Below are 21,924 nucleotides of genomic sequence, written 5' to 3' on the forward strand. Positions count from 1 at the left end.
ACGGCTATCTCCTCTTGTTCTCCTTGTAGCGGGCGGGCTGTTACCGGATGCTTAATCGCGCCGCGGCTTGACTTCACGCGCCACATACGCCAAGCGCCCCAGCCTGACGCGGCGGAGAAGCCTTCGCCGCATTTTTTCGTTTTCATTCGCTAGGAACTGGTCATGGCAAAGCCGACCACCGTCAAGATCAAGCTCGTCAGCTCGGCCGACACCGGCTTCTTCTACGTCACCAAGAAGAACCCGCGCACCAAGACCGAGAAGCTCAGCTTCAACAAGTACGACCCCGTCGTGCGCAAGCACGTCGAGTTCAAGGAAGCCAAGATCAAGTGATCGAGCGAGTCGCGTAGCGGTCGTTCGATCATCCCGGCCGCGGCCGGGATCCCGAGCCGCACGCGATTCGTCTGTTGCTTGCTTCCCGAAAGCCGCCTGCGCCCGACGCCGGCGGCTTTTCTGCGTGACGCGGCCGGTCAGGTCAACTCGGTGACAGCGGCCATGAACCGCGCCAGCGTGATCGGCTTCGACACATAAGCGTCCGCGCCCGCAGCGCGCAGCCGTTCCTCGTCCTCGCGCCCGGCATAGGCCGTCACCGCCATCACCGGGATGTGGCGCAGGGCCGCATCGGCCTTCAGTTGCAGGATCAGCTCATAGCCGGTGACGTGCGGCATCTGGATGTCCATGACGACCAGATCGGGCGCAAAGGCGCGCGCGCGCTCCACCGCCTCGCGCCCGTCGCGCACCGGCTCCACGAGGAAGCCGTGCGCCCGCAAGAGGTCGCTGAACAGCTTCAGATTGAGTTCGTTGTCCTCGACAACGAGCACCCTTTTTGCCACGCGACGACCACTCCCACAGGGCGACGAAAGATAATGGTGCGCAACGACACAAATCCGGATGATGCCGTGGCACGCGCACTCGATGCCTTGACCTTCATCCTTAACGATCCGTTACGCGCCGGGCGTTTTCTCGACACAACGGGGCTTACGGCAGACAACCTGCGGAAATACCTTACAGATCCATCGACGCTCGCCGCAACGCTCACTTTCCTCGAAGCCCATGAACCCGATCTGATCGCCTGCGCCGAATCGACCGGGCACAGCCCCGAATCGCTGGTAGCAGCACGGCGGGTGCTGGAGCAGACGCGATGACCCGACCGCTGCTGATCTCCGACTGCGACGAGGTGCTGCTGCACATGGTCCGGCATTTCGCCGACTGGCTCGGGACGGTGCACGAGGTCGACTTCACGATCGGCACTTGGGAGCTCGCCAAGAGCATGAAGCGGCGCGGCAGCGACACGCCGATGACGCGCGAGGAGATGTTCGGCTATCTCGGCGGCTTCTTCCCCGACGAAATGCACCGCCAGACGCTGGTGCCCGGCGCCGGCGCGGCGCTGGCGATGCTCGCCGAGCGCGCCGATATCGTAATCCTCACCAATCTCGAGGATCATTGCCGCCCGCACCGCATCGACCAGCTCGCCGGGCACGGGATCGCGCACCGTGTCGAGTGCAACCAGGGCGGCAAGGGCGCGCCGGTCGCGCGGCTGGTCGCGGAATATGGCAACCCGGTCACGGTGTTCGTCGACGATCTGCCGCATCACCACGAATCGGTCGCGGAGCATGCGCCGGGCGTGTGGCGGCTGCATATGGTGTCGGAGCCGCAGCTCGCCCCCGGCGTCCCGCCCTCCCCGCACGCCCATGCGCGGATCGACGACTGGGCGACCGCGCAGGCCTGGATCGCGGCGCGCTTCGACGAGGGCAGGCCGGCGGAGGCTTGACCGCGGCGGGGCGCAGGCGGCAAGCAGCGCGCATGACCGACCGCATCGATCGCGCTCTCGCAGAGCTGGGCCTCACGCTGCCGCAGGCGGCCGCCCCCGTCGCCGCCTATGTCCCCGTCGTCGAGGCGGGCGGGCTGCTCCACATCTCGGGCCAGTTGCCGTTCAGGGACGGCGCGGTGGTGACCGGGCGGCTCGGCGATGGCGTGTCGCTGGAGGACGGGCAGGACGCGGCGCAGCGCTGCGCGCTGATGCTCGTCGCGCAGATCAAGGCGCATTGCGGCAACCTCCAGCGCGTGACGCGGATCGTGAAGCTGGGCGTGTTCGTCAATTCGACTCCCGATTTCACCGACCAGCCCAAGGTCGCGAACGGCGCGTCGGAACTGATGGCCAAGCTGTTCGGCGACTCGGGCAAGCATGCGCGCTCGGCGGTGGGCGTCGCGGCGCTGCCGCTCGGCGCGGCGGTCGAGGTCGATGCGATCGTGGAAGTCGCCTCGGCCCTTTGATCGCAACCCCCGCGATCCTATCTCGCGCGCGATGACCTCGCTTACCGCGCGCCTGGTGCCCGGCGTTTCCGCCATCCCCGCCGAACAATGGGATGCGTGCGCCGGCTCTGCCAACCCGTTCGTCGGCTACGCCTTCCTGACGGCGCTCGAGGAATCGGGCAGCGTCGGCGGGCGCAGCGGCTGGCAACCGGTGCCGATCGTCGTCGACGGCGCGGACGGCGCCCCGGTTGCGATCGCGCCCGCTTATGCCAAGGGGCATAGCCAGGGCGAATATGTGTTCGATCACGGCTGGGCCGATGCGTGGGAGCGTGCCGGTGGCCGCTATTACCCCAAGCTGCAGGTCGCCGCGCCCTTCACTCCCGTTCCCGGCCCGCGGCTGCTGCTGCGCGACCCGGACGCCGCCGCGGCGCTGATCGGCGCGATCCAGGCGGTGGTGGCGCAGCACGAATTGTCCTCGGCGCACGCGACCTTCGTCACCCCCGAGCAACTGCCGCTGTTCGCGGCGGCGGGCTGGCTGGTGCGCGAGGGGACGCAATTCCACTGGCAGAATGACGGCTATGCGACGTTCGACGACTTCCTCGCCGCGCTCGCCAGCCGCAAGCGCAAGGCGATCCGCAAGGAACGCGCCGCCGCGGTCGCGGGGCTGACGATCCGCCACCTGACCGGCGCCTCGATCGGCGAGCGCGAGTGGGACGCCTTCTGGCAATTTTATCAGGACACCGGCAGCCGCAAATGGGGGCAGCCGTATCTGACGCGCAGCTTCTTTCCGCTGCTGGGTGAGGCGCTGGGCGAGCGCGTGCTGCTGATCCTCGCCGAGCGCGACGGCGTGCCGATCGCGGGGGCGCTCAACCTGATCGGCGACGATGCCCTCTACGGTCGTTACTGGGGCGCGACCGAGGAGGTGCCGTTCCTCCATTTCGAGCTATGCTATTATCAGGCGATCGACGCCGCGATCGAACGCGGCTTGGCGCGGGTCGAGGCCGGAGCGCAGGGCGAGCATAAACTGGCGCGCGGCTACGTCCCGGTATCGACCTGGTCGGCGCATTACATCCCAGACCCGAACTTCCGTCGCGCCGTCGCCGACTTCCTCGAACAGGAGCGGGTCGCGGTCGAGGGCGAACAGGCGTTTCTGGGTGAGCTGACGCCGTTCAGGCGCGGCTAGCGCGCCTGCTCGACCCGCAACCGCTCCAGCCGCTCTTCCTCGCGTTCACGCCGCTCGCGCAACGCCTCCAGTCGTTCGCGCCGCCGCTTGATCCGCTCGATCAGCCAGCGCGGCACGCCCAGTTCCTCGTCGCTCGCCTCAGGGACGACGACGTCATGGTCGATGCGGAACAGCACCGAATTGCTGGTCGGCGAGCGCCAGATCGGCACCAGCCCGACCGTGAAGCGCGGATTGTAGACCGGCGGCCGAATCAGCCAGACATAATCGAACGCCTCGCGCGGGAAGCGGGCGAGCGCGTAATTCGCGGGCCGCCACCATTCCGCCGGGCATTTCACCGACGTCACGATCTGCGTCGGGTCGTGCGCATACGGGCCGGCGGCGGTGTAGCGCGAGGTCAGCAATTGCGCGCCCGCCATCGACCATTGGTCGTCGGTGTACGCCAGCCGCCGCACCAGCGCGATCGCGGGCAGATGCTCCAGCCGCGACATCCGCCAAGCATTGTGGCAATTGTGCCCGACGAAGCTGATCAGCCGCGCGCCGACCGGGACGTGCGGCAGCGCCGCCAGTTCCTGGTCGTAATCGCGATCGAATTCGAGATAGCTGATCGTCGTCCCCGCCAGCCGCACGACGAAAAAGGCGAGCCCCAGCGCCGCCAGCACCGCGGCGTGGCGGAAGGTCGTCCCCGGCTTCGGCCGGATCGCGATCACCGCCACCGCGATCATGTACGGCGCCATCCGCATATCGGCATAGGCGGAGCCGAACACGATCCGCGGCAGCACGATATAGACCGCCAGCATGAACAGTGCCGACAGTCCCAGGTGCCGCGAATAGCCGATCCGCGGATCGCGCAGCGCCTTGAACAGCACGAGGTAGATCACCGCCATGCTGCCGATGTCGAACCACAGCCAGCGGTCGCGCAGCGCCATTACGATCCACGCGATCTTGGTGCGCCAGTAGAAGAAGTCGGCGGTCTGCCCGGTGACGTCCGCGCCCGATCGCCACGCGATCATCAACAACATCGGCAGCGCGAGCGGCGCGCAGCCCAGCCCGGCGCGGATCAGGCTTTCGAACCAATGCCCGCTACCCGCGTCCTTGCGCCGGTCATGCTGGCGGATCAGCTCGCTGGAGAAAGCCAGCACGCCCAGCACGCCCCAGCCAAAGGTGTGCACCACCCACAGGAGGCACGACAGCGGCACGAAGACCGCGACCCGCAGCCAGATCCGGCCGAGCCGCGCCATCCGCAGCCACAAGGCGAACAGGCACAAGGCCAGCCCCATCGACAGCGCGAAGTTCACGAAGCCGAACTGGACCGGATAGCCATAGGCGAGCGGCAGCGCGAACAGCGCGGTCGCGGGGATGCGGCCATGCACCTCGCGCGCGATCCACAGGAGCCCCGCGACGGTCAGCACCGGGATCGCAATGACGATCAGCTTGACCGCCGTCTCCAGCCCGACCAGCGGCGCGAGCGGTTCGATCAGCAAATCGACCCCGAGATTGCCGATCAGCGCCCATTTGAAGGAATACCAATCGGCCAGCCATGGATGCGCGCCGCGATCGAGCTGGACGCGGTAGCGCCCCATATGCCCGGGCAGGTCGACGATCGGCGGAATATCGGGCCATAACAGCGGGATCGCCGCCGCCAGCACCGCCGCGATCACGAACCATCGCGTCTGCCACCAGTGAAGCCGGTCATCCTGCATCGCCGCGCGTTAGCGGGCCGACCCGCCTTCCCGCAAGGGCTGGATGACCTGCCAGACCATTGCCGGGCCACGGACGGGGACCGGACGGAGCCAGTCGAACCGCTCACCCCGTTCCAGCCGCGCCCAGAGGCCATCCGGCGCGCGGTCGCGATAGGCGACCATCTCCTGCATGCCCGGACAGACCGCGAGATAATCGGCGTGCGCGGCGCGGATCGCGGCGCGCGCGGTCGCGGGATCGGCGGTGAAGCCGGTGATGACGCGCGCGATCGCCCCCGCGCCGCGATGATAACCGCCGGCGACCGCGCGATGCGGTGTGTCGAGCAGCACCGCGGGGGTGAGGTCGATCGGCGCGAAGACGATGCCGGGCGGCAGCGTGCCGAGCACCCGCATGTCGCTGGTGTCGTGGCACGGCGGGCGGTGGCTGAGCTGGACCGCCGGTGCGGCACGGCGCGGTACGGCGTTCAGCGCCGCGGCGGCGAGCGTCCCCGGCGCGGCCAGCGCCAGCGTGGCGAGCGTCGCCGCGACGCGCGGCACCGGCCGGTTTATCGCACGGGCGCGAGCGAGCAATTGCGCGAGCCACACCGCTGCGGCCGGCGCGGCTAGCGCATTGGCGGTCGCACCGGCGCGGCTGACCGCCGCCGCGGTCAGGGTGGCGGCGAGCAGCAGCAGGCCGAGCATCGCCCAGCACGCGCGCGCCTCCCCCGCCGACGCGCGCCACGCGCGTGCTGCCCCGATCAGCCCGGCGACCGGCAGCGCCATCGCCGCCGCCACCCAGACCGGTTGCTGCTCCCAGAGCGGGCGCCCCTCCAGCACCGGCAGATACCAGACCTGATAGACGAGCGGCGGCAGCGTGCCGAACGGCCCCGCGAGGCAAACCGGCGCGAGCAGCACGAGCGTCGCGCCCGCCGCCGCCGCTACGACGCCGAGCGCGGCCAGCCGCGCGACCGGGCCGAAGCGCGCGATCGCGCCCGCCGCGACGAGGCCGAGGGTTGCGACGCCGAGCACCGCCAGCCACGCCGGCGCGACCGAGTCGCAGGCGGGCAACCAGAAGCCCGGTCCGCGCGTCGCGGCGTGGAGCAGAAGCGCTCCCCCCGTCAGCGTCAGCATCGTGCAGCGCAGCATCGTTCCCCGCACCGGCGCGACGACCCACGCGAGTGCCGCCACCCCGGTGATTGCCGCGGCGATCGGCAGTCCCTCCAGCGAGATCGTCAGCAAGGTCGCGAGCGATCCGCCGGTAAGCACGCCGCTGCGCGCGCTAGCCGGCGCGAGCAACCCGCGTGTCGCGGCCAGCGCCAGCACGATCTGCCAGCCATGATGATCGATGCGCAGCGGTGACAGCTGAAAGGTGAGCGGCACCGAGAGCGCCGCCATCAGCAGCGCCGGCACCACCAATGGTTCGCCTCCCAGCCGCCGCGCGATCGACGCGATCAGGGCCAGCGCCGCCAGCAGCGTCAGCAACGGCACGACCACCACGGCGACATGCTCCGCGGACGCCCCGCCCAGCAGCGGCCGCAGCAGCACGATCGCCGCCGCGAGCGGCAGGTCGACCAGCCGCGACCAGTGCATCGGAAAGTCGCCGGCGTTCAGTCGATGCTGCGCGACATCGAACCAGCCCTGCCCCGCCAGCCAGTCGCGGACCTCGAGCAGCCGCATCGAATCATCGGCGTCGGGCAGCACGCGCGCGACGATCGCGCTCCAGCCCGCGACCAGCAGCACCAGTGCCGCCAGCGCCCAGCCGCCGAGCACGACCGCGGCATGACGACGATCGGGCGACAGCTTACGCCGCCTTCAGCGCGGTCGGCACCTGCCGCAGGCTGGCGAGCGCGGCGGCCTCGCCCGCCCGGTCGCCCTCGTTGCCGCTCTCGTGATATTCGGCGTCCTCGTTGACCGCCCAGACGTCGTAGACGCGCGCGCCGGCCTGGATGTTGCGGACCGTCAGCATCGCGGTCATCATCGCATGATCCTGATTGTTGTAGCGATGCATCCCGTTGCGCCCGACGCAGTGCAGCGTCGCATAGCGGCCCTCGATCTCGCGGCGGAGCATGTCGACGTTCTGCGCATAATCCTCGTCATAGACGGGATAGGCCTTTTCCTGCCGCACCACGACGCCGCCGGTGACCTGCGCCGGATCGCACAGTCCCAGCGTCGCCATCTCGGCGGTCGCCAGCGCGATCAGCTGCTGGTCACTCGAGGTCCACAGCCCGTCGCCCTCGAAGCAGAAATATTCGAGCCCGACGCAGGCGATCGCGGGATCGGGCACCATCTCGGGCGACCACGAGCGGAAGTTCTGGATGCGGCCGACCTTCACCTTGGGATCGTGGATGTAGATCCAATTGTCCGGGAACAGCTCGGGCGAACGGATCATCAGCGCGACGGTCAGGAAGTCGCGATATTTCAGGTTCGACGCCTCGGGCAGCGACGCCGGCAGCGGGTGGATGCGGCTCGCCAGCTCACGCATCGGCGCCGAGGAAATGACCTGCGCGGCGTTCAGCGCGACCAGACCGTCGGCACCGTTCGCGGTGACCGTCCAGCGCCCGGTCGCCTCGCTCAACCGCAATTGGTGGAGCGCATGGCCCATCAACACCTGTCCGCCACGCTCGACGATCCGGTCGCGCGCCGCATCCCACATCATCCCCGGCCCGAGCCGCGGATAGCGGAAGTTTTCCAGCAGCGTCTTGGCCTGACCGACGCCGTCGTTCGGCCGCCGGTTGAGCCCCAGCGAGCGCTTGACCCCGTCGACCACTGCGCCCCACAGCGACAGCCCCTTGATCCGCTGCGCAGCCCAGTCCGCGCTCATCCGGTCGCAGGGCATCCCCCAAACCTTCTCGGTATAGGTCTTGAAGAAGATCGAATAGAGCTTCCGCCCGAAGGCGTTGACGGTCCAGTCCTCGAAGCTCTTCACGTCGCGCTTTGGGAACAGCTTCGCCTTGGCGAAGCTCGCCATGCACAAGGCCGAGCGCACCACGCCGAGGTTGCCGAGCGCCTCGAACGCGCGCAGCGGATAGCTGTAGAACTTGCCCTCGTAATAGATGCGGCTCATGCGCGGGCGTTCGATGAAATCGTCCGGCAGCAGCTCGTTCCAGAGGCCGACGACCTCCTTCGAGCGCGAAAAGAAGCGGTGCCCGCCGATGTCGAAGCGGAATCCCTCATGCTCGACGGTGCGGCTGATACCGCCGACGTACACGGCGTCCTTTTCGAGGATCGCAACCGAATAGCCGGCCTTGGTGAGCAGATAGCCGGCGGTCAGCCCCGCCGGGCCCGCGCCGATGATCGCTACGTCAACCGTCATGCCTGACTTCGCCATCGTGCCCGTTCCGCTCAAGTGAATGAGAAGGCTATGAAAGAAACTGGTTGAGGCCTGGTTAACGCCGGAAGGTGGCACACCCCCGCGCTCCTGTTCTATAGCCCGCCGGATGCGCGCCCTTCTCCCTCCCGTGCTGGCCCTGGCGGCCGCGGTTTCGCTGACGCTGCCCGTTGCGGCGGCGGCGCAGAGCACCACCTTCGATCTGGCCGGCCCGACGCTGACGATGCGGGTGACGCGCGGCGGCGTGACGCTCCCCGCCGGGCAGGTGCCGGGCATCCGCGCCGGCGACAGGCTGGAAGTGCGCGCCGATCTGCCCGAGGATCAGTCGGCGCGTTACGTGCTGGTCGTCGCCTTCCTGCGCGGCGCGACCAATCCGCCGCCCAAGGACTGGTTCTTCAAGGCCGAGACCTGGGACAAGAACCCCAAGAAATCGGGGCTGAACATGACCGTGCCCGAGGGCGCCGGACAGGCGATCGCCTTCATGGCCCCCGATACCGGCGGCGGCTACAACGCCTTGGTCAAGGCGGTGCGCGGGCGGCCGGGCGTGTTCGTGCGCGCCGCGCAGGATCTGTTCCAGGCGTCGCTCGATCGCGCGCGGCTGGAGACGTTCGTCAACGGCGTCGCGCGCGTCGAGGAAAGCGCGCCCGAACGGCTGGTGCCGGTGTCGACCGCGCTCGCCGGCACGCTGGCGATCAAGCTCAACGCCGATTGCCTGTCGCGCGCGCGTTCGTTGCAGGCGTCGTGCCTGACGCAGAATCGCGACGGCATGGTGCTCCAGACCGGCGGCGGCACGACCCTGGCCGAGGTCTTGGGCGGCACGACGACGCAATTCGCCTACAGCCTTGCCGCCACCAAGGAGGGCGGCGCGGGCATCTACAGCCCCTATATCTCGCTGGCGCGCGACTTCGCGCGGCTGTTCGGTGTGTTCCGCAGCGCCAGCTACCAATATGCCCCCGCGCTGGCGGTCGGATCGGGCGAGCGGCTGCGCCTGCAGCTCAACAATCCGCCGTCATTCCAGAATCCGCAGACCGTGCTGGTCGCGCCGCTGCCGCCGATCGGCAATGCCGCGCCGCCGCCGTTGCGCGCTGCCGCCAAGGACGCGGTGTGCCTCGCGCAGCCGGGTCTGGTGCTGCGGCTCGACGACGCGCCGCTGCTGTTCGCGACCGATTATGCGCGCGACCTGCGGCTGAAGCTGGGCTTGCAGGACGGCCGCAGCGTCGAATTGCCGCTGACCGCCGATGCCGAGCGCGGCGGGCTGGTCGTCGCCGACGCGCAGAAGCTGGGAAAGACTGGGATCAGCGACGCGGCGCTGGTCGGGCGCTGGGGCTTCGACACCTTCACCGGCCCGCGCTTCGCGGTCCAGAACGGCGCGCCGACCGCATGGCAGCCCAAGCCCGACGACGCGGTGGTGATCGGCCGCGACGCGCCGCTGACGTTGCAGGGCGGCGCGTCGTCGTGCGTCGAGCAGGTCGCGCTACGCGACCGCGCTGGCGCGACCCGGCCGGTCGAGTGGAAGGCGAGCGCGCCCGACGAGATCACCGCCACGCTGCCGCTCGCGCGCACCCGCCCCGGCGAGCTGACGCTGCTGGTCGCGCAATATGGCGGCGCGCAGCCCGCGCAGCTGACGCTCAAGGGACAGACCGAGGCGAGCCGGCTGGAGGGCTTCACGCTCTATACCGGCGACAGGGAAGGCCGGCTGGTCGGCGCGCGGCTCGATCAGGTCGCGAAGCTGGAGGTCGCCGGCGTGACCTTCGTCGCCGGCGCGCTGACCCGCGATCCGGGCGGCGGCGACCGGCTGGCGCTGACCACCGAGGCGAACACCGAGACGTTGGCGCAGGGTGCGAGCGACGCGAAGGTAACGCTCAAGGACGGGCGTACCACGACGGTGCGCGCGACGATCACCCCGCCGCGCCCGCGCCTTGAGCTGGTCGGTGCCCATGTCGACGCGCCCGCCGCCGCGGCGAAGGTGCCGCTAGTGCTTCCCACGGGACTGCTCGCGCCCGACGCGACGCTGACCTTCTCGGTGCGCGCGGTCGGCACGCGGCTGACCAACGACGATGCGATCGAGGTCGCGACCACCGACGACGAGGCGACGACCAAGCTGACGGTCGCCTCGGGCAAGCTGCAATCTTTGGGCGGCGACGTCGCGGTCGGCACGTTCGCGCCGCGACAGGCGCTCGGCGCGGCGGCGGTCGGCGCGCTCAGGATGCGGCTGGTGCAGGGCGAGACGCTCGGCGAGTGGCAGCCGCTGGCGCGCGTCGTCCGCCTGCCGGTGCTGACGAAGGTGACGTGCGGCGACAAGGAGTGCGCGATTGAGGGCGACGATCTGTTCCTGATCTCTGCGGTAGCGGGCAGCGCCGAGGGCGTCGGCGCGGTGGTGGTGCCGGTCGGGTTTGTCGGCACGTCGCTGACGGCGCCACGACCCGCTGGCGATGCCTTGTACCTCAAGCTACACGATGCGCCGGACGATTGGGTGAAGATCGCCGTCGCATCGGCGCGCAAGGAGTAACATCCTTCCCGCCGCGGCGCGGCAGGGCAGGTTTCATAGGTCGCCGTCCTTCGTGCCACGCGACGCAAGTTCCGACTTGCCGGTACGTTCGATCGACCGGTGACGGATGAGCCTGCATGTGCATCGATCTTGACCGGAGCGAACAGGGAGCCTTCATCAGCCATGAGCGAAGCGGTGCGCGCCTCGCCATGCCGTGCTGGCGGAAGTATCTCGGCCTACCGTCACGGGGGGTGGCGAGATCAGTCCCCCGTCACGCGCCCCTCGTCATCCTTGAGCTTCGACGCCACACGCCGTGCCCGCACCTCGTCGATGATGTCCATGAGTTCGTGGATCAGATAAATGCCTTGCATCGTCTTGGGGTCGTTCTCGTCCTCGGCCTCGAGAAAGATCGCTTTCATGCGGGCCGCGATATCGAGTGCCCTGGCGTACCGATCTTCCCCGATCTTGTCCCGGACCTTCCCAAATCCCTCGATCAGCGCGTAGAATTCAGAATCAATACTTTTTCGAGGAAAGTATCCTGTGTCATCTTTGAAGTTTGGCGCATCTCCCATCATCGGCACGACCTGATCCATAAGCTCGCTCAGGGTTTCGGGGACGTACGGCTTATAGCTATTCATTTTCCTGCCTCCGGCCTATTAATGATGTAACTGCTTCCTCGCCCCAACTGCCGAGGCCTGACAACGACAACAAGCTGTGGACGGAAGTCCGCATTGAAGAAGCCGCGTATTTGAGGGCTTTTTAGCGACTTAGGAGAAAGGGTCACATCGTAGGCGACATCGCCAACTCTGGCATCGGGGATCCTATATGAGGATTCGGGCGCTGATGTACCATACTCTCGGCGGTTTACCCGCACCTGCTTACTCACCTCTTTTATCTTGTAATCCTCATATATAGATCTTAATCCCCTTCGAACCTCATTGTCGACGAAGCGGCCAATCGCCTGTTCCTTTGATAAATGCCCTCTCAGTGCGCCAGCGTCGTAGAGGCGGACCGCCTTGCTGTACGCTTTGTCCGCCAAACCTTGCATTGCACGCATTGTCTCGACTTGCATGGGCCGCAGATCGCCTTCAATCCTAGAAAAAGCTGCAGCGCGCTGCATGCGCAAATCATTCAGTTGATTTTTCTGCCCTTCCCATGTCGTTGGGAAACCAAGCGACTGAAACGTCCAATGGGGATCGAGCGCCTTGATCTGCGAAATGAGATACGCGCTTCGCTCCTGCGTCGTCTTAGCCATGTCCTCGTTTGCGGGCGCGGTGATACCAAACGCATTATCCAGCAGCGAGATGACCGCGCCGCCGGGTGCGTCGCGCAGACCGGGAAACGTCTGTTCCAGCGTCATCGGGTCTTCAAAAGCGCGACTGTTGCTGCGGACTGGCCCTCTCGGAGGTACGTATTGTACGTTCCGGAAAGCACCGGCGTCACGATCTGGCGATAGATCGCATCGATGACCGCTTCTTGGTTCTTGGCATCAGCCGATTGCTCGACCGAAGCGTCATGCCACTCGCTCTTAGAGAGTTGCCGCGAAGCCGGCGCTGCAACGCGACTCGCTGTTGAACCTCGATCCGGTAAAGCAGCCCCGCCCGGCCCTGAGGTGAACTGCCCATTTCGCGGATCGTGATACGGATTGAACTTGAGCTCGATGCCGTCCGCGGTTCGTGTCGGACGTCGCCCCGTCCGGAGCCACACCGAGAAGTCGCGTCGATGGTCGACGCTAGTGACGAGGTTCATCATGCTTCGCCCCCACGCTTGTGTGAGAACATATATGGAACATGGTGGAAAAATTCAATAATAAGGGCCGGCCCTTTATGTTTACGAGCCAGCCCCGATAATAAACAGGAAGTACAGTCGTGGGATTAGAGCACCTTACCTGTCCCGCCGCCCCAACAATCGCAGCCGCAGCGCGTTGAGCTTGATGAAGCCCGCCGCGTCGCGCTGGTCGTAGGCGCCCTGATCGTCCTCGAACGTCACGACCTTTTCCGAATAGAGCGAGTTCGGCGACTTGCGCCCCGTAACATGCGCCGCACCCTTGTAGAGCTTGAGCCGGACGGTCCCCGCCACCTTCTCCTGCGAATGATCGACCGCTGCCTGCAGCATCTCGCGCTCGGGCGAGAACCAGAAGCCGTTATAGACCAGCTCGGCATAACGCGGCGCGAGTTCGTCCTTGAGGTGCGCGGCACCGCGGTCGAGCGTCAGCTGCTCGATCGCGCGGTGCGCAAGCGCGTAGATCGTCCCGCCCGGCGTTTCGTACATGCCGCGGCTCTTCATGCCGACGAAGCGGTTCTCGACCAGATCGAGCCGGCCGATGCCGTGCTTGCGCCCCAGCTCATTGAGCTTGGCGAGCAGCGCGGCCGGCGAGAGCGCCTCGCCGTTGACCGCGACGCCGTCGCCGCGCTCGAAATCGATCGTGATCGTCTCCGCCTGATCGGGGGCATCCTCCGGGCTGACGGTGCGCGAGAAGACATATTCGGGCACCTCGTCCCACGGGTCCTCGAGCACCTTGCCCTCCGAAGAGGTGTGGAGCAGGTTTGCGTCGGTCGAGAACGGCGCCTCGCCGCGCTTGTCCTTGCTGACCGGAATCTGGTGCGATTCGGCGAATTCGATCAGCCGGGTGCGGCTGGTCAAATCCCATTCGCGCCACGGCGCGATCACCTTGATGTCGGGGTTGAGCGCATAATAGCCCAGCTCGAAGCGCACCTGATCGTTGCCCTTGCCGGTCGCGCCGTGGCTGACCGCATCGGCGTTGACCAATTTGGCGATCTCGATCTGGCGCTTGGCGATCAGCGGGCGCGCGATCGAGGTGCCGAGCAGATACAGCCCCTCGTACAATGCGTTGGCGCGCATCATCGGAAAGACGTAATCCCTGACGAACTCCTCGCGCAGGTCGTCGATGAAGATGTGCTCGGGCTTGATCCCCATCAGCTCGGCCTTGGCGCGCGCCGGCTCCAGCTCCTCGCCCTGCCCCAGATCGGCGGTGAAGGTGACGACCTCGCAGCCATATTCGGTCTGGAGCCATTTCAGGATCACGCTGGTATCCAGCCCCCCCGAGTAAGCTAGTACGACGCGCTTGATCTGATCGGTCATGGGCAAGGCTCCTTCTTGCGCGCGCCGCTACGCGCTCGTGCGCGCGAGGGCAACCGTCTTGCCGCCCTCCGGCGACCCGTTCAGCCGGCGTAAAAGCGGCGTGCCGCACGGCGGCGGGATGAAGCACCATGTCACCCTTGCCGCCGCGCTCGTCGCCCTGCTGTCGCTCCCGGCGCTGACCGTCACCGCGCTGGGGCAGGAAACGCGCGCCTCCGCCACCGCCAAGCTCGACAAGGAATTCGGCGCCTCGGATGCGAACAAGGACGGCTTCCTATCGCCCGCCGAGATCGAGGCGCGGATGCGCAAGATGAAGGTCGGCGCGGGCAAGACGCTCGACCCCACCCACGCGAAGCGCGTCGCGGCGCTGTTCCTGGCGCGCGCCGACACCAACAAGGACGGCAAGGTCAGCAAGGCCGAGTCGGCAGCGCTGATGGGCGCGGTGTTCAGCGCCTATGACACCAACCGCGACGGCAAGGTCGACGCCACCGAAGCCGCCCGCGCCCGCGCGGCCGCCAAGGGTGCAGCACAGGGCAAGGCCGCACCGAAGCGGTAAGCCCGCCCCTTTCGTCATCGCTTCGCTACGCTCGCAATGACGGCCGGACTCACCCCTCCCGCAGCCGCCGCTCTTCCTCGAACATGTAATCGCGCGTCAGCGGCAGCGCGAGGCGGTCGCGGCTGAACTGGATCTGGTAATTGACCAGCGGCCCGTTGGTAAACGACACGATCGCGCCGGCCAGATAATAGGTCCACATCCGGAAGAAGCGCTCGTCGTACAGCGCGACGATCTGGTCGTGCGCCGCCACCGTCCGAACGTACCAGTCGCGCAGCGTCATCGCATAATGCATCCGCAGCACTTCGATGTCGGTGACGAACCAGCGGATATATTCGTTGGCCTTGAGCACCTCCGACAGCGCCGGGATATAGCCGCCCGGGAAGATATACTTGTCGGTGAACTTGTCGGTGAAGTTCGGTCCGTCGCCGCGGCCGATCGTGTGGAGCAGCATCACGCCCTCGGGCGTCAGCAGGTCGCGACACTTGTTGAGATAGGTGCGGAAGTTGCGCACCCCGACATGCTCGAACATGCCGACCGAGACGATCCGGTCGAACGGCCCCTCCAGCGCGCGATAATCGATCAGCTCGAAGCGCACCTTGTCGGCGACCCCGGCTTCCTCGGCACGGCGCTTCGCGACCTTGAGCTGCTCCTCCGACAAGGTGATCCCCAGCACCTCGGCGCCGGTCTTGGCGTGAATATACAGCGCCATCCCGCCCCAGCCGCAGCCGATATCGAGCACGCGCATCCCCGGCTTGATCGCCAGCTTGGCGACGATATGCGCCTTCTTGTCGGCCTGTGCCTGCTCCAGCGGGTTGGCCGGATCGGTGTAATAGGCGCAGCTGTACTGCTTATCGACGTCGAGGAAGAGGTCGTAGAGCCGGTCCGACAGGTCGTAATGGTGCGCGACGTTGCGCTTGGATTGCAGCGCCTTGTTCGCGGTCAGGAAGCGATGGCGAATCTGCCCGCCGAGTCGCCGCAGCGGGCTGGCGGCGAGCTTGTTGCTGCCGTTCTCCCAACGGCTGTTGCTGGTAGCGAGCATCAGCAGGTCGAGGATATCGCCCTCCTCGACGATCAACCGCCCGTCCATGAACGCCTCGGCGACGCCCAGCGCCGGGTCGGCGGCGATCTCGCGATAGACCTTGGTGTCGGTGATGCGGAACGACACCGGCTTCAGCGCGGGATCGTCCTGCCCGAAGGTCGAGACCGATCCGTCGGGCTTGGTGAGGGTGAGGCGGCCGCGCTGGATGGCGCGGCGGAGGAAAACGTCGATCAATGCCATGACCGCCTGCTAAACCTGTCGTTGGGCGCGACGCAACCGGCGAGGCATTGCGTGCGGGTAGCGCGGCATCTAGGCAGCCTCCCATGCGCTACGTCAGCACCCGCGGGAACGCGCCCGCGCTCGACTTCGCGGGCGTCACGCTCGCCGGCCTCGCCTCCGATGGCGGGCTGTACGTGCCTGAAAGCTGGCCGACCCTGTCGCCCGACGAAATCGGCGCGCTCAAGGGGCTGTCCTATGTCGACACTGCGGTGGCGGTGATGGCGCCGTTCGTCGAGGGCACGCTGACCCGCGCGGAACTGCGCGGGCTGTGCGAAGCGGCCTATGGCGCGTTCAGCCACGACGCCGTGACCCCGCTGGTGCAACTCGACCACGACCAATGGCTGCTCGAGCTGTTTCACGGCCCGACGCTGGCGTTCAAGGACGTCGCGCTGCAATTGCTCGGGCATTTGTTCGAGCGGTTCCTGAAGGGCACCGACCAGCATCTGACGATCGTCGGCGCGACCAGCGGCGATACCGGCTCGGCGGCGATCGACGCGGTGGCGGGGCGCAGCGGCGTCGACATCTTCATGCTCCACCCCGAAGGCCGGGTGAGCGAGGTGCAGCGCCGCCAGATGACCACCGTCGGCGCGCCCAACGTCCACAATATCGCGATCCGCGGCGACTTCGACACCGCGCAGGCTTTGGTGAAGGCGATGTTCAACGACACGTCCTTCGCCGGCCGCTTCCGGCTGTCGGCAGTCAATTCGATCAACTGGGCGCGGTTGATGGCGCAGGTGGTCTATTATTTCTACGCCGCGGTCCGGCTCGGCGCGCCGGCGAAGCCGGTCGCGTTCAGCGTCCCGACCGGCAATTTCGGCGACGTCTTCGCGGGCTATGTCGCGGCGAAGATGGGGCTGCCGGTCGCGAAGCTGGTGGTCGCCACCAACGTCAACGACATCCTCGCCCGCGCGCTGTCCAGCGGCGACTACTCCAGCCGCACCGTCGTCCCGACCCCGACGCCGTCGATGGACATTCAGGTATCGAGCAATTTCGAGCGGCTGTTGTTCGATCTCGGCGGCCGCGACGGCGTGGCGCTGGCTGAGCAGATGCGCAGCTTCGAGGATGCGCGCAGCATCCGCCTGACCAATACGCAGACGCAAGGCGCCGCGCCGCTGTTCGTCGGCGAGCGCGTCGACACCGACGAGATGGCGCTGGCGATGCGCCACGCGCACGAGCGCGCCGGGCAGATCGTCGATCCGCATACTGCGATCGCGCTCGCCGCGGCGCACCGCCACGCGACGGAGGGCGTGCCGATGGTCACGCTGGCGACCGCGCACCCTGCGAAGTTCGGCGACGCGGTCGAGCGCGCCACCGGCGTCCGCCCGCCGCTGCCGCCGCGCGTCGGCGACCTGTTCGAGCGCGAGGAGCGCTTCGTCACGCTCGACGCCACCTATGAGGCGGTGAGCGGCTATGTCGCCGAGCACGCGGTGCCGCGCGGCTGATGCAGTTGTCGACTCTCATCGGCGAGCCATGGGCCGACTACGGGCTGGTCGATTCGGGCCACGGCCGCAAGCTCGAACGCTACGGCCGCTTCCGCTTTATCCGCCCCGAGCCGCAGGCGCTCTGGGCCCCGGCCAACGCCGACTGGCGCGCGCAGGGCGAGTTCGTGCCGGGCAGCGACGAGGACGGTGGCGGGCAATGGCATTTCGCCGAGCCGGTCCCGCGGGACGGCTGGCCGCTCGCGTGGAGCGAGGGCGACGCGCGCGTTCGCTTCACCGCGCAGACCACACCGTTCCGCCACCTCGGCTTCTTCCCCGACATGGCGCCGGTCTGGTCGTGGATGCGCGGACGGATCGCCGGCATGGCCGAGCCGGAATGCCTGAATCTGTTCGGCTATACCGGGGTCGGCACGCTGGCGCTGTCGGCGGTCGGCGCGAAGATGGTGCATGTCGATGCCTCGAAGAAGTCGGTCGAGGCGGCGCGCGGCAATGCGGCGCTCTCCGGGCTCGCCGACGCGCCAGTGCGCTGGATCATCGACGACGCCGCCAAGTTCGTCGCGCGCGAGGTGCGGCGCGGGCGGCGCTATGACGGCATCCTGCTCGACCCGCCCAAATACGGGCGCGGGCCGGATGGCGAGGTGTGGCGGCTGGAAGAGCATCTGCCCGCGCTGGTCGCGGATTGCCGGCGCTTGCTCGATGCCGAGTCGCGCTATCTGTTCCTGACCGTCTATGCGGTGCGGATGTCGGCGCTGGCGATCGGCGAGATGCTGCGGCAGGCGTTCGCGGACCTGCCCGGCACCGTCGAGGCCGGCGAACTGGCGGTGCGCGAGGAAGCGCGCGGGCTGGCGCTGCCGACCGCGATCTGGGCGCGATGGTCGCGGTGACGCCGCCGTGCTCGCGGACCTGATCCGGGGCCGCGCTGCTTACCTTTATTCCACCCCCGCCCGCATCGCCGCGCCCGCGACGACCGGCGCGCCGGCCACCAGCACCAGACTGACCGCCGCCAGCAGCTTCAACCCGCTCGCCCCGCCCTCGATCGCGCCCGCGCCGAAGATCAGCAGCGGCACCGCGAGCGGCAGCATCACCAGCCCCGCCACCGCCCCTGCCCCGCGCAACCCCGCGACCAGCGCCCCGGTCGCAACCGCCAGCGCGGCGAGCCCTGGCGTGCCCAGCAGCAGCCCCGCCTCGACCAGCAGCAACCGCTCCGCCGACAGATCGAGCAGCCCCGCCGCGATCACCGCCGCGAGCATCAGCGGCGGTGCGAACGCGCACCAATGCGCCGCGATCTTCACCGCCGCGACCATCGCCGGCGACACGCCGCGTACCGTCAGCTGGTCGAGCACCCCCGCCTCGAGATCGGGCTGCACCAGCCGCTCGACCGGCAGCAAGGCCGCGAGCAACGCCGCCGCCCAGATCACCCCGCCGCCGACCCGCGCCAGCAACGTCGCGTCCGGCCCGATCGCGAACGGGAACAGCACCGCCACCAACAGGAAGAACGCGATCACCAGCGTCGCGCCGCCCCCGGCATAACCGCGCCGCACGTCGCGACGGAACAGCGCGATCACAGGGTCACCGTCGCGGCGTCGGGCAGCGCCAGGGGCTGGTGCGTGGTCACCACCACCGCCCCGCCCCCACCGCGATGGCCGTCGATCAGCGCCTCCAGCCGAGCGACCGCGGCGGCGTCGAGCCCGCTGGCGGGTTCATCGAGCAACCACAGATCAGCGCCCGCCGCGACGACCCGCGCCAGCGCGGCGCGGCGGCGCTGCCCGGTCGACAACAGCCGCACCGGCACGTCGTCGAGTTCGTCGAGCCCGACCGCGGCCAGCGCCGCCGACACGCGCAGCGCCGCCCCTGCGGCACGGTCGAGCGTCGCCCAGAAGCGCAACGCCGCGCCGAGCCGCCGCTCGCTGTCGAGCGCGGTCGCCTCCCCCATCCACGCCAGCGTCCCCTCGCGCGTCACCGCGCCCGCGACCGGGGGGAGTAGCCCGGCCAGCACGCGCAACAGGCTCGACTTGCCCGCGCCGTTCGGTCCGCGCACCAGCAGCGCGCCGCCGCGCGGCACTGCGAGATCCAGCGCCTCGATCAGTAACCGGCCCCCGCGCGCGACCGTCAGGCCCTGCGCGCTCAGCACGCGTCGTCCGCCACCGCCTCTTCCAGCGCGTGCATGTCGTCGTCCGACAGCCCGAAATGGTGGCCGATCTCGTGGATCGTGACATGCGCGACCAGCGCGTCGAGCCGCACCCCGGTCTCGCACCATTCGGCGAGGATCGCCTGTCGGTACAAATGGATGCGATCGGGCAGCGCACCACTGTCGAACGCGCTTTTCTCGCCGATCGGCTGCCCGTGGTACAGGCCGGTCAAGTCGAGCGGGTGCTCGAGTTCCAGCGCGGCGAGCGTTTCGGCATCCGCCTCTTCCTCTACCAGCAGCACCACGTCGCCCAGATGCGCGCGAAATTCGGCGGGCAGCCGCGCGATCACGTCGCGGGCATGCGCCTCGATCGCATCTGCGGAGGGCGCGATGCCCATTGCCTCTTGCCCGTCCATCCCGCCGGCCATACCGCTCCGGGCGAAGTAGCGGAAGGGAGCGGATTCATGCCCGAGACGATCGAACCGTTGAGCGAGGCCGAGCGGGTCGATGCGCTCGATGCGCTGCCCGACTGGGATTATGACGAAGGGCGCGACGCGATCACGCGCTCGATCGTGTTCACCGACTTTGCCGAAGCATTCGGGTTCATGACGCAAGTCGCGCTGCTCGCCGAACGCGCCGACCATCATCCCGAATGGAGCAACGTCTGGAATCGCGTCGAAATCCTGCTGACCACGCACGATGCCGGCGGGCTTTCGGGGCGCGACATCGAGCTGGCGACCGCGATCGACGCGATCCTCGGAGGATAAAGCCGATCCGACACTGATCGTCGTCAATGTGATTCCCAGGAACGTTAACCCGCGTCTGTCCGTCTAACCTGCCTTATGCCGGCACCCGACACACCGATGTTCCGCTGGACGCATCATGCGCAGGCGGAACTTGAAACCCTTCTCCACGATCATATCGCCGACCGCGCCTTTCCGTGCGTCGGTGCCAAGGCGGCCATGGCGCGTGGCACGATGAACGTGCTCGCCTGCACGAGCATCGACAGCGCGTGGGACGATCTGCGCATCCACGACGGCCTGGTGGAATTCGCCGCCGCCTATCGCGAACAGCCGGCCTTGTTCCGCAGCTTCGCGGTGGTGTTCGACGGGCCGGCGGGGCTCGACGAACCCGCGTTCGAGCGCGCCCTGTGGCAGCGTATCCAGTCGCTGTCCGACAAGGACGTGTGGCGCGGCCAGCCCTATGACACGCGCGTCAGCCACGATCCGGCCGATTCGCATTTCTCGCTGAGCTTCGGCGGCGAGGCGTTTTTCGTCGTCGGGCTTCACCCGAATGCCTCGCGCCCGGCGCGGCGCTTCGCGCGTCCGACCCTGGTGTTCAACCTGCACGATCAGTTCGAAACGCTGCGCGCCGACGGCCGTTACGAGACGATGCGCGAGGCGATCATGGTCCGCGACGAGGCGATCGCCGGCTCGCGCAACCCGATGCTCGCCCGCCACGGCGAGACCAGCGAGGCGCGGCAATATAGCGGCCGTGTCGTCGATGAAGCGTGGCGCTGCCCGTTCCATTACGCCGGCAAGGACGCCGGTGAGTCGCGTCCATGACCGGCACCGTGCAGGAGATCGCACCCCGCAGCGGGGCGGGTTTCACGCTGTCCGCCGGGCAGACGCTGACCGTCATCGATCCGCGCGGCGTGCAGGTCGCCGATCTGCTCGCCTATAACGCCGCCGACGTGCGCGAGGTGCTGTCGTCGGGGCGGACGCTCGATTATGCCGAGACGATCCAACTGACGACCGGGCATAAACTCTATTCCAACCGCTCGAACGTGCTGCTGGAGATCGTCGAGGACACGGTCGGGCGGCACGATTTCCTGCTGACGCCGTGCTCCTACGCGACCTTCGACCATTTTTATCCCGATCTGCCCCGGCATCGCGGCTGTTTCGGCAATCTCGCCGAGGCGCTCGCGCCCTGGGGGATCACAGAGGACATGATCCCGGTCGCGTTCAACTGCTTCATGAACGTGCCGGTCGATGGTCCGACCGGACGGCTTGAGGTGCTGCCGCCGGTCAGCAAGGCCGGCGACCGCATCGTGCTGCGCGCGGCGATGGATCTGGTGATCGGATTGACCGCCTGCTCCGCGCCGGCGTCGAACGGCGGCAGCTTCAAGCCGATCCATTATCGAATCGACTAGTCGCCCCTCCCCGGATCAGGTCCGCGGCGACGAGGCCCATTGCAGCGCGCGCCGTTCCGCCTCTTCGGCACGTTGCGCGTAGCGGGCGGCGAAATCGAGATGCAGCCGACGGATCGCATCCTCGCACGCGGCGCGCGCGCGTCGCTTCTCGTCGACGACGCGTTGACGGAAATAGGCGATATCGCTGGTGCCAGACATGACCGATGCTCCTGACCCGAGGAAGGACGGTACGCGCTCAACTGCACCGAATGTGCATCCGACGCGGGATCGAGGCTTTCACCTCGATCAAATCGCGGTGGCGAAATCG

At 67.9% G+C, this 21,924-nt stretch carries 25 protein-coding genes; 12 read left to right on the forward strand and 13 right to left on the reverse strand.

Translation table 11 applies throughout. The annotated features are described in order from the left end of the window. Positions 1-162: 162 nt before the first annotated feature. A complete protein-coding gene (gene rpmG, locus FHS97_RS09385; protein ID WP_007407030.1) occupies positions 163-330 on the forward strand; it encodes a 50S ribosomal protein L33 in 168 nt (55 codons plus the stop codon). Positions 331-467: 137 nt separating this feature from the next. On the opposite strand, the gene FHS97_RS09390 is transcribed toward rpmG, so the two are convergent. After that, a complete protein-coding gene (locus FHS97_RS09390) occupies positions 468-830 on the reverse strand; it encodes a response regulator (protein ID WP_184036264.1) in 363 nt (120 codons plus the stop codon). 33 nt (positions 831-863) lie between these two features. Between FHS97_RS09390 and FHS97_RS09395 the strand changes: the two genes are divergently transcribed. From FHS97_RS09395 to FHS97_RS09410, 4 genes are read left to right on the forward strand one after another with little or no spacing between them, the layout of a single operon-like run. Then, on the forward strand, positions 864-1,142 hold the full coding sequence (locus FHS97_RS09395) for a DUF3572 domain-containing protein (RefSeq protein WP_184036267.1): 279 nt from the start codon (positions 864-866) through the stop codon (positions 1,140-1,142). Further along, positions 1,139-1,768: an HAD family hydrolase gene (locus tag FHS97_RS09400; RefSeq protein WP_184036269.1), complete on the forward strand. Its 630-nt coding sequence runs from the start codon at positions 1,139-1,141 to the stop codon at positions 1,766-1,768. Before FHS97_RS09395 ends, FHS97_RS09400 begins: the two co-directional genes overlap by 4 nt. Before the next feature lie 32 nt (positions 1,769-1,800). Beyond that, positions 1,801-2,271: a RidA family protein gene (locus tag FHS97_RS09405; RefSeq protein ID WP_184036271.1), complete on the forward strand. Its 471-nt coding sequence runs from the start codon at positions 1,801-1,803 to the stop codon at positions 2,269-2,271. 31 nt (positions 2,272-2,302) lie between these two features. After that, positions 2,303-3,433: a GNAT family N-acetyltransferase gene (locus FHS97_RS09410; RefSeq protein ID WP_184036273.1), complete on the forward strand. Its 1,131-nt coding sequence runs from the start codon at positions 2,303-2,305 to the stop codon at positions 3,431-3,433. On the opposite strand, the gene FHS97_RS09415 is transcribed toward FHS97_RS09410, so the two are convergent. From FHS97_RS09415 to FHS97_RS09425, 3 genes are read right to left on the reverse strand one after another with little or no spacing between them, the layout of a single operon-like run. Continuing rightward, positions 3,430-5,133, reverse strand: coding sequence for a hypothetical protein (locus tag FHS97_RS09415; protein WP_184036275.1), 1,704 nt, complete (start codon positions 5,131-5,133; stop codon positions 3,430-3,432). The two genes, FHS97_RS09410 and FHS97_RS09415, sit on opposite strands and share 4 nt — an antisense overlap. A gap of 9 nt (positions 5,134-5,142) precedes the next feature. Further along, positions 5,143-6,879, reverse strand: coding sequence for a hypothetical protein (locus tag FHS97_RS09420; protein WP_184036278.1), 1,737 nt, complete (start codon positions 6,877-6,879; stop codon positions 5,143-5,145). 31 nt (positions 6,880-6,910) lie between these two features. After that, positions 6,911-8,437 carry an NAD(P)/FAD-dependent oxidoreductase gene (locus FHS97_RS09425; protein ID WP_184036281.1) on the reverse strand — a complete coding sequence of 509 codons (1,527 nt, stop codon included), beginning with the start codon at positions 8,435-8,437 and terminating at the stop codon, positions 6,911-6,913. A gap of 109 nt (positions 8,438-8,546) precedes the next feature. On the opposite strand from FHS97_RS09425, the gene FHS97_RS09430 reads away from it, so the two are divergent. After that, complete coding sequence (locus FHS97_RS09430; protein WP_184036284.1) at positions 8,547-10,946, forward strand: hypothetical protein; 2,400 nt, start codon at positions 8,547-8,549, stop codon at positions 10,944-10,946. A gap of 239 nt (positions 10,947-11,185) precedes the next feature. Here FHS97_RS09430 and FHS97_RS09435 read toward each other — a convergent pair whose 3' ends face one another. From FHS97_RS09435 to FHS97_RS09450, 4 genes are all read right to left on the reverse strand, one after another. Further along, positions 11,186-11,563, reverse strand: coding sequence for a hypothetical protein (locus FHS97_RS09435; RefSeq protein WP_184036287.1), 378 nt, complete (start codon positions 11,561-11,563; stop codon positions 11,186-11,188). Further along, positions 11,560-12,285 (reverse strand): hypothetical protein, encoded by a 726-nt coding sequence (locus FHS97_RS09440; RefSeq protein ID WP_184036290.1) that lies wholly within the window; start codon positions 12,283-12,285, stop codon positions 11,560-11,562. The genes FHS97_RS09435 and FHS97_RS09440 overlap by 4 nt, the downstream gene beginning before the upstream one ends. After that, on the reverse strand, positions 12,282-12,677 hold the full coding sequence (locus FHS97_RS09445; RefSeq protein WP_184036293.1) for a hypothetical protein: 396 nt from the start codon (positions 12,675-12,677) through the stop codon (positions 12,282-12,284). Before FHS97_RS09445 ends, FHS97_RS09440 begins: the two co-directional genes overlap by 4 nt. A gap of 132 nt (positions 12,678-12,809) precedes the next feature. Further along, positions 12,810-14,027 (reverse strand): argininosuccinate synthase, encoded by a 1,218-nt coding sequence (locus FHS97_RS09450; RefSeq protein WP_184036296.1) that lies wholly within the window; start codon positions 14,025-14,027, stop codon positions 12,810-12,812. Positions 14,028-14,085: 58 nt separating this feature from the next. Between FHS97_RS09450 and FHS97_RS09455 the strand changes: the two genes are divergently transcribed. After that, the gene (locus tag FHS97_RS09455) at positions 14,086-14,580 is read left to right on the forward strand and encodes an EF-hand domain-containing protein (RefSeq protein ID WP_184036299.1); all 495 of its coding nucleotides are present in this window, start codon (positions 14,086-14,088) and stop codon (positions 14,578-14,580) included. A 49-nt stretch (positions 14,581-14,629) separates the two neighbouring features. Here the strand turns inward: FHS97_RS09455 and FHS97_RS09460 are convergent, their stop codons facing one another. Then, positions 14,630-15,859 (reverse strand): SAM-dependent methyltransferase, encoded by a 1,230-nt coding sequence (locus tag FHS97_RS09460; protein ID WP_184036302.1) that lies wholly within the window; start codon positions 15,857-15,859, stop codon positions 14,630-14,632. 83 nt (positions 15,860-15,942) lie between these two features. Between FHS97_RS09460 and thrC the strand changes: the two genes are divergently transcribed. Together thrC and FHS97_RS09470 are read left to right on the forward strand one after the other, a co-directional pair. Then, on the forward strand, positions 15,943-17,340 hold the full coding sequence (gene thrC, locus FHS97_RS09465; protein WP_184036305.1) for a threonine synthase: 1,398 nt from the start codon (positions 15,943-15,945) through the stop codon (positions 17,338-17,340). Further along, positions 17,340-18,221: an RsmD family RNA methyltransferase gene (locus tag FHS97_RS09470; RefSeq protein ID WP_184036308.1), complete on the forward strand. Its 882-nt coding sequence runs from the start codon at positions 17,340-17,342 to the stop codon at positions 18,219-18,221. Before thrC ends, FHS97_RS09470 begins: the two co-directional genes overlap by 1 nt. Before the next feature lie 45 nt (positions 18,222-18,266). On the opposite strand, the gene FHS97_RS09475 is transcribed toward FHS97_RS09470, so the two are convergent. Genes FHS97_RS09475 through FHS97_RS09485 form a run of 3 tightly spaced genes read right to left on the reverse strand, consistent with a single transcriptional unit; the run spans position 18,267 to position 19,881 of the window. Beyond that, positions 18,267-18,902 (reverse strand): heme exporter protein CcmB, encoded by a 636-nt coding sequence (locus FHS97_RS09475; RefSeq protein ID WP_184036311.1) that lies wholly within the window; start codon positions 18,900-18,902, stop codon positions 18,267-18,269. Next, positions 18,899-19,468: a heme ABC exporter ATP-binding protein CcmA gene (gene ccmA, locus FHS97_RS09480; RefSeq protein ID WP_184036314.1), complete on the reverse strand. Its 570-nt coding sequence runs from the start codon at positions 19,466-19,468 to the stop codon at positions 18,899-18,901. Before ccmA ends, FHS97_RS09475 begins: the two co-directional genes overlap by 4 nt. Then, complete coding sequence (locus tag FHS97_RS09485; RefSeq protein WP_246346567.1) at positions 19,462-19,881, reverse strand: metallopeptidase family protein; 420 nt, start codon at positions 19,879-19,881, stop codon at positions 19,462-19,464. Before FHS97_RS09485 ends, ccmA begins: the two co-directional genes overlap by 7 nt. A 48-nt stretch (positions 19,882-19,929) precedes the next feature. Here FHS97_RS09485 and FHS97_RS09490 point away from each other — a divergent pair, with 48 nt between their 5' ends. From FHS97_RS09490 to FHS97_RS09500, 3 genes are all read left to right on the forward strand, one after another. Continuing rightward, on the forward strand, positions 19,930-20,232 hold the full coding sequence (locus tag FHS97_RS09490) for a 4a-hydroxytetrahydrobiopterin dehydratase (RefSeq protein ID WP_184036320.1): 303 nt from the start codon (positions 19,930-19,932) through the stop codon (positions 20,230-20,232). A 75-nt stretch (positions 20,233-20,307) separates the two neighbouring features. Then, positions 20,308-21,030, forward strand: coding sequence for a guanitoxin biosynthesis heme-dependent pre-guanitoxin N-hydroxylase GntA (gntA, locus tag FHS97_RS09495; RefSeq protein WP_184036323.1), 723 nt, complete (start codon positions 20,308-20,310; stop codon positions 21,028-21,030). After that, positions 21,027-21,617 carry a DUF1989 domain-containing protein gene (locus tag FHS97_RS09500; RefSeq protein WP_184036326.1) on the forward strand — a complete coding sequence of 197 codons (591 nt, stop codon included), beginning with the start codon at positions 21,027-21,029 and terminating at the stop codon, positions 21,615-21,617. Before gntA ends, FHS97_RS09500 begins: the two co-directional genes overlap by 4 nt. Before the next feature lie 15 nt (positions 21,618-21,632). Here FHS97_RS09500 and FHS97_RS09505 read toward each other — a convergent pair whose 3' ends face one another. Beyond that, a complete protein-coding gene (locus FHS97_RS09505; protein ID WP_184036328.1) occupies positions 21,633-21,815 on the reverse strand; it encodes a hypothetical protein in 183 nt (60 codons plus the stop codon). Between the last annotated feature and the right edge of the window lie 109 nt (positions 21,816-21,924).

The sequence above is a fragment of the Sphingomonas endophytica genome (assembly GCF_014199415.1).
Lineage (GTDB): Bacteria > Pseudomonadota > Alphaproteobacteria > Sphingomonadales > Sphingomonadaceae > Sphingomonas > Sphingomonas endophytica.

What these genes read in the sequence shown, in the direction of transcription:
- FHS97_RS09450 (WP_184036296.1), bottom strand. Translation starts at nt 14,027, where the DNA reads ATGACCGATCAGATCAAGCGCGTCGTACTAGCTTACTCGGGGGGGCTG.
- FHS97_RS09395 (WP_184036267.1), top strand. Translation starts at nt 864, where the DNA reads ATGGTGCGCAACGACACAAATCCGGATGATGCCGTGGCACGCGCACTC.
- rpmG (WP_007407030.1), top strand. Translation starts at nt 163, where the DNA reads ATGGCAAAGCCGACCACCGTCAAGATCAAGCTCGTCAGCTCGGCCGAC.
- FHS97_RS09460 (WP_184036302.1), bottom strand. Translation starts at nt 15,859, where the DNA reads ATGGCATTGATCGACGTTTTCCTCCGCCGCGCCATCCAGCGCGGCCGC.
- FHS97_RS09435 (WP_184036287.1), bottom strand. Translation starts at nt 11,563, where the DNA reads ATGAATAGCTATAAGCCGTACGTCCCCGAAACCCTGAGCGAGCTTATG.
- thrC (WP_184036305.1), top strand. Translation starts at nt 15,943, where the DNA reads ATGCGCTACGTCAGCACCCGCGGGAACGCGCCCGCGCTCGACTTCGCG.
- FHS97_RS09470 (WP_184036308.1), top strand. Translation starts at nt 17,340, where the DNA reads ATGCAGTTGTCGACTCTCATCGGCGAGCCATGGGCCGACTACGGGCTG.
- FHS97_RS09490 (WP_184036320.1), top strand. Translation starts at nt 19,930, where the DNA reads ATGCCCGAGACGATCGAACCGTTGAGCGAGGCCGAGCGGGTCGATGCG.
- FHS97_RS09505 (WP_184036328.1), bottom strand. Translation starts at nt 21,815, where the DNA reads ATGTCTGGCACCAGCGATATCGCCTATTTCCGTCAACGCGTCGTCGAC.
- gntA (WP_184036323.1), top strand. Translation starts at nt 20,308, where the DNA reads ATGCCGGCACCCGACACACCGATGTTCCGCTGGACGCATCATGCGCAG.
- FHS97_RS09425 (WP_184036281.1), bottom strand. Translation starts at nt 8,437, where the DNA reads ATGGCGAAGTCAGGCATGACGGTTGACGTAGCGATCATCGGCGCGGGC.
- FHS97_RS09410 (WP_184036273.1), top strand. Translation starts at nt 2,303, where the DNA reads ATGACCTCGCTTACCGCGCGCCTGGTGCCCGGCGTTTCCGCCATCCCC.
- FHS97_RS09485 (WP_246346567.1), bottom strand. Translation starts at nt 19,881, where the DNA reads ATGGACGGGCAAGAGGCAATGGGCATCGCGCCCTCCGCAGATGCGATC.
- FHS97_RS09405 (WP_184036271.1), top strand. Translation starts at nt 1,801, where the DNA reads ATGACCGACCGCATCGATCGCGCTCTCGCAGAGCTGGGCCTCACGCTG.
- FHS97_RS09445 (WP_184036293.1), bottom strand. Translation starts at nt 12,677, where the DNA reads ATGATGAACCTCGTCACTAGCGTCGACCATCGACGCGACTTCTCGGTG.
- FHS97_RS09430 (WP_184036284.1), top strand. Translation starts at nt 8,547, where the DNA reads ATGCGCGCCCTTCTCCCTCCCGTGCTGGCCCTGGCGGCCGCGGTTTCG.
- FHS97_RS09415 (WP_184036275.1), bottom strand. Translation starts at nt 5,133, where the DNA reads ATGCAGGATGACCGGCTTCACTGGTGGCAGACGCGATGGTTCGTGATC.
- FHS97_RS09400 (WP_184036269.1), top strand. Translation starts at nt 1,139, where the DNA reads ATGACCCGACCGCTGCTGATCTCCGACTGCGACGAGGTGCTGCTGCAC.
- FHS97_RS09440 (WP_184036290.1), bottom strand. Translation starts at nt 12,285, where the DNA reads ATGACGCTGGAACAGACGTTTCCCGGTCTGCGCGACGCACCCGGCGGC.
- FHS97_RS09500 (WP_184036326.1), top strand. Translation starts at nt 21,027, where the DNA reads ATGACCGGCACCGTGCAGGAGATCGCACCCCGCAGCGGGGCGGGTTTC.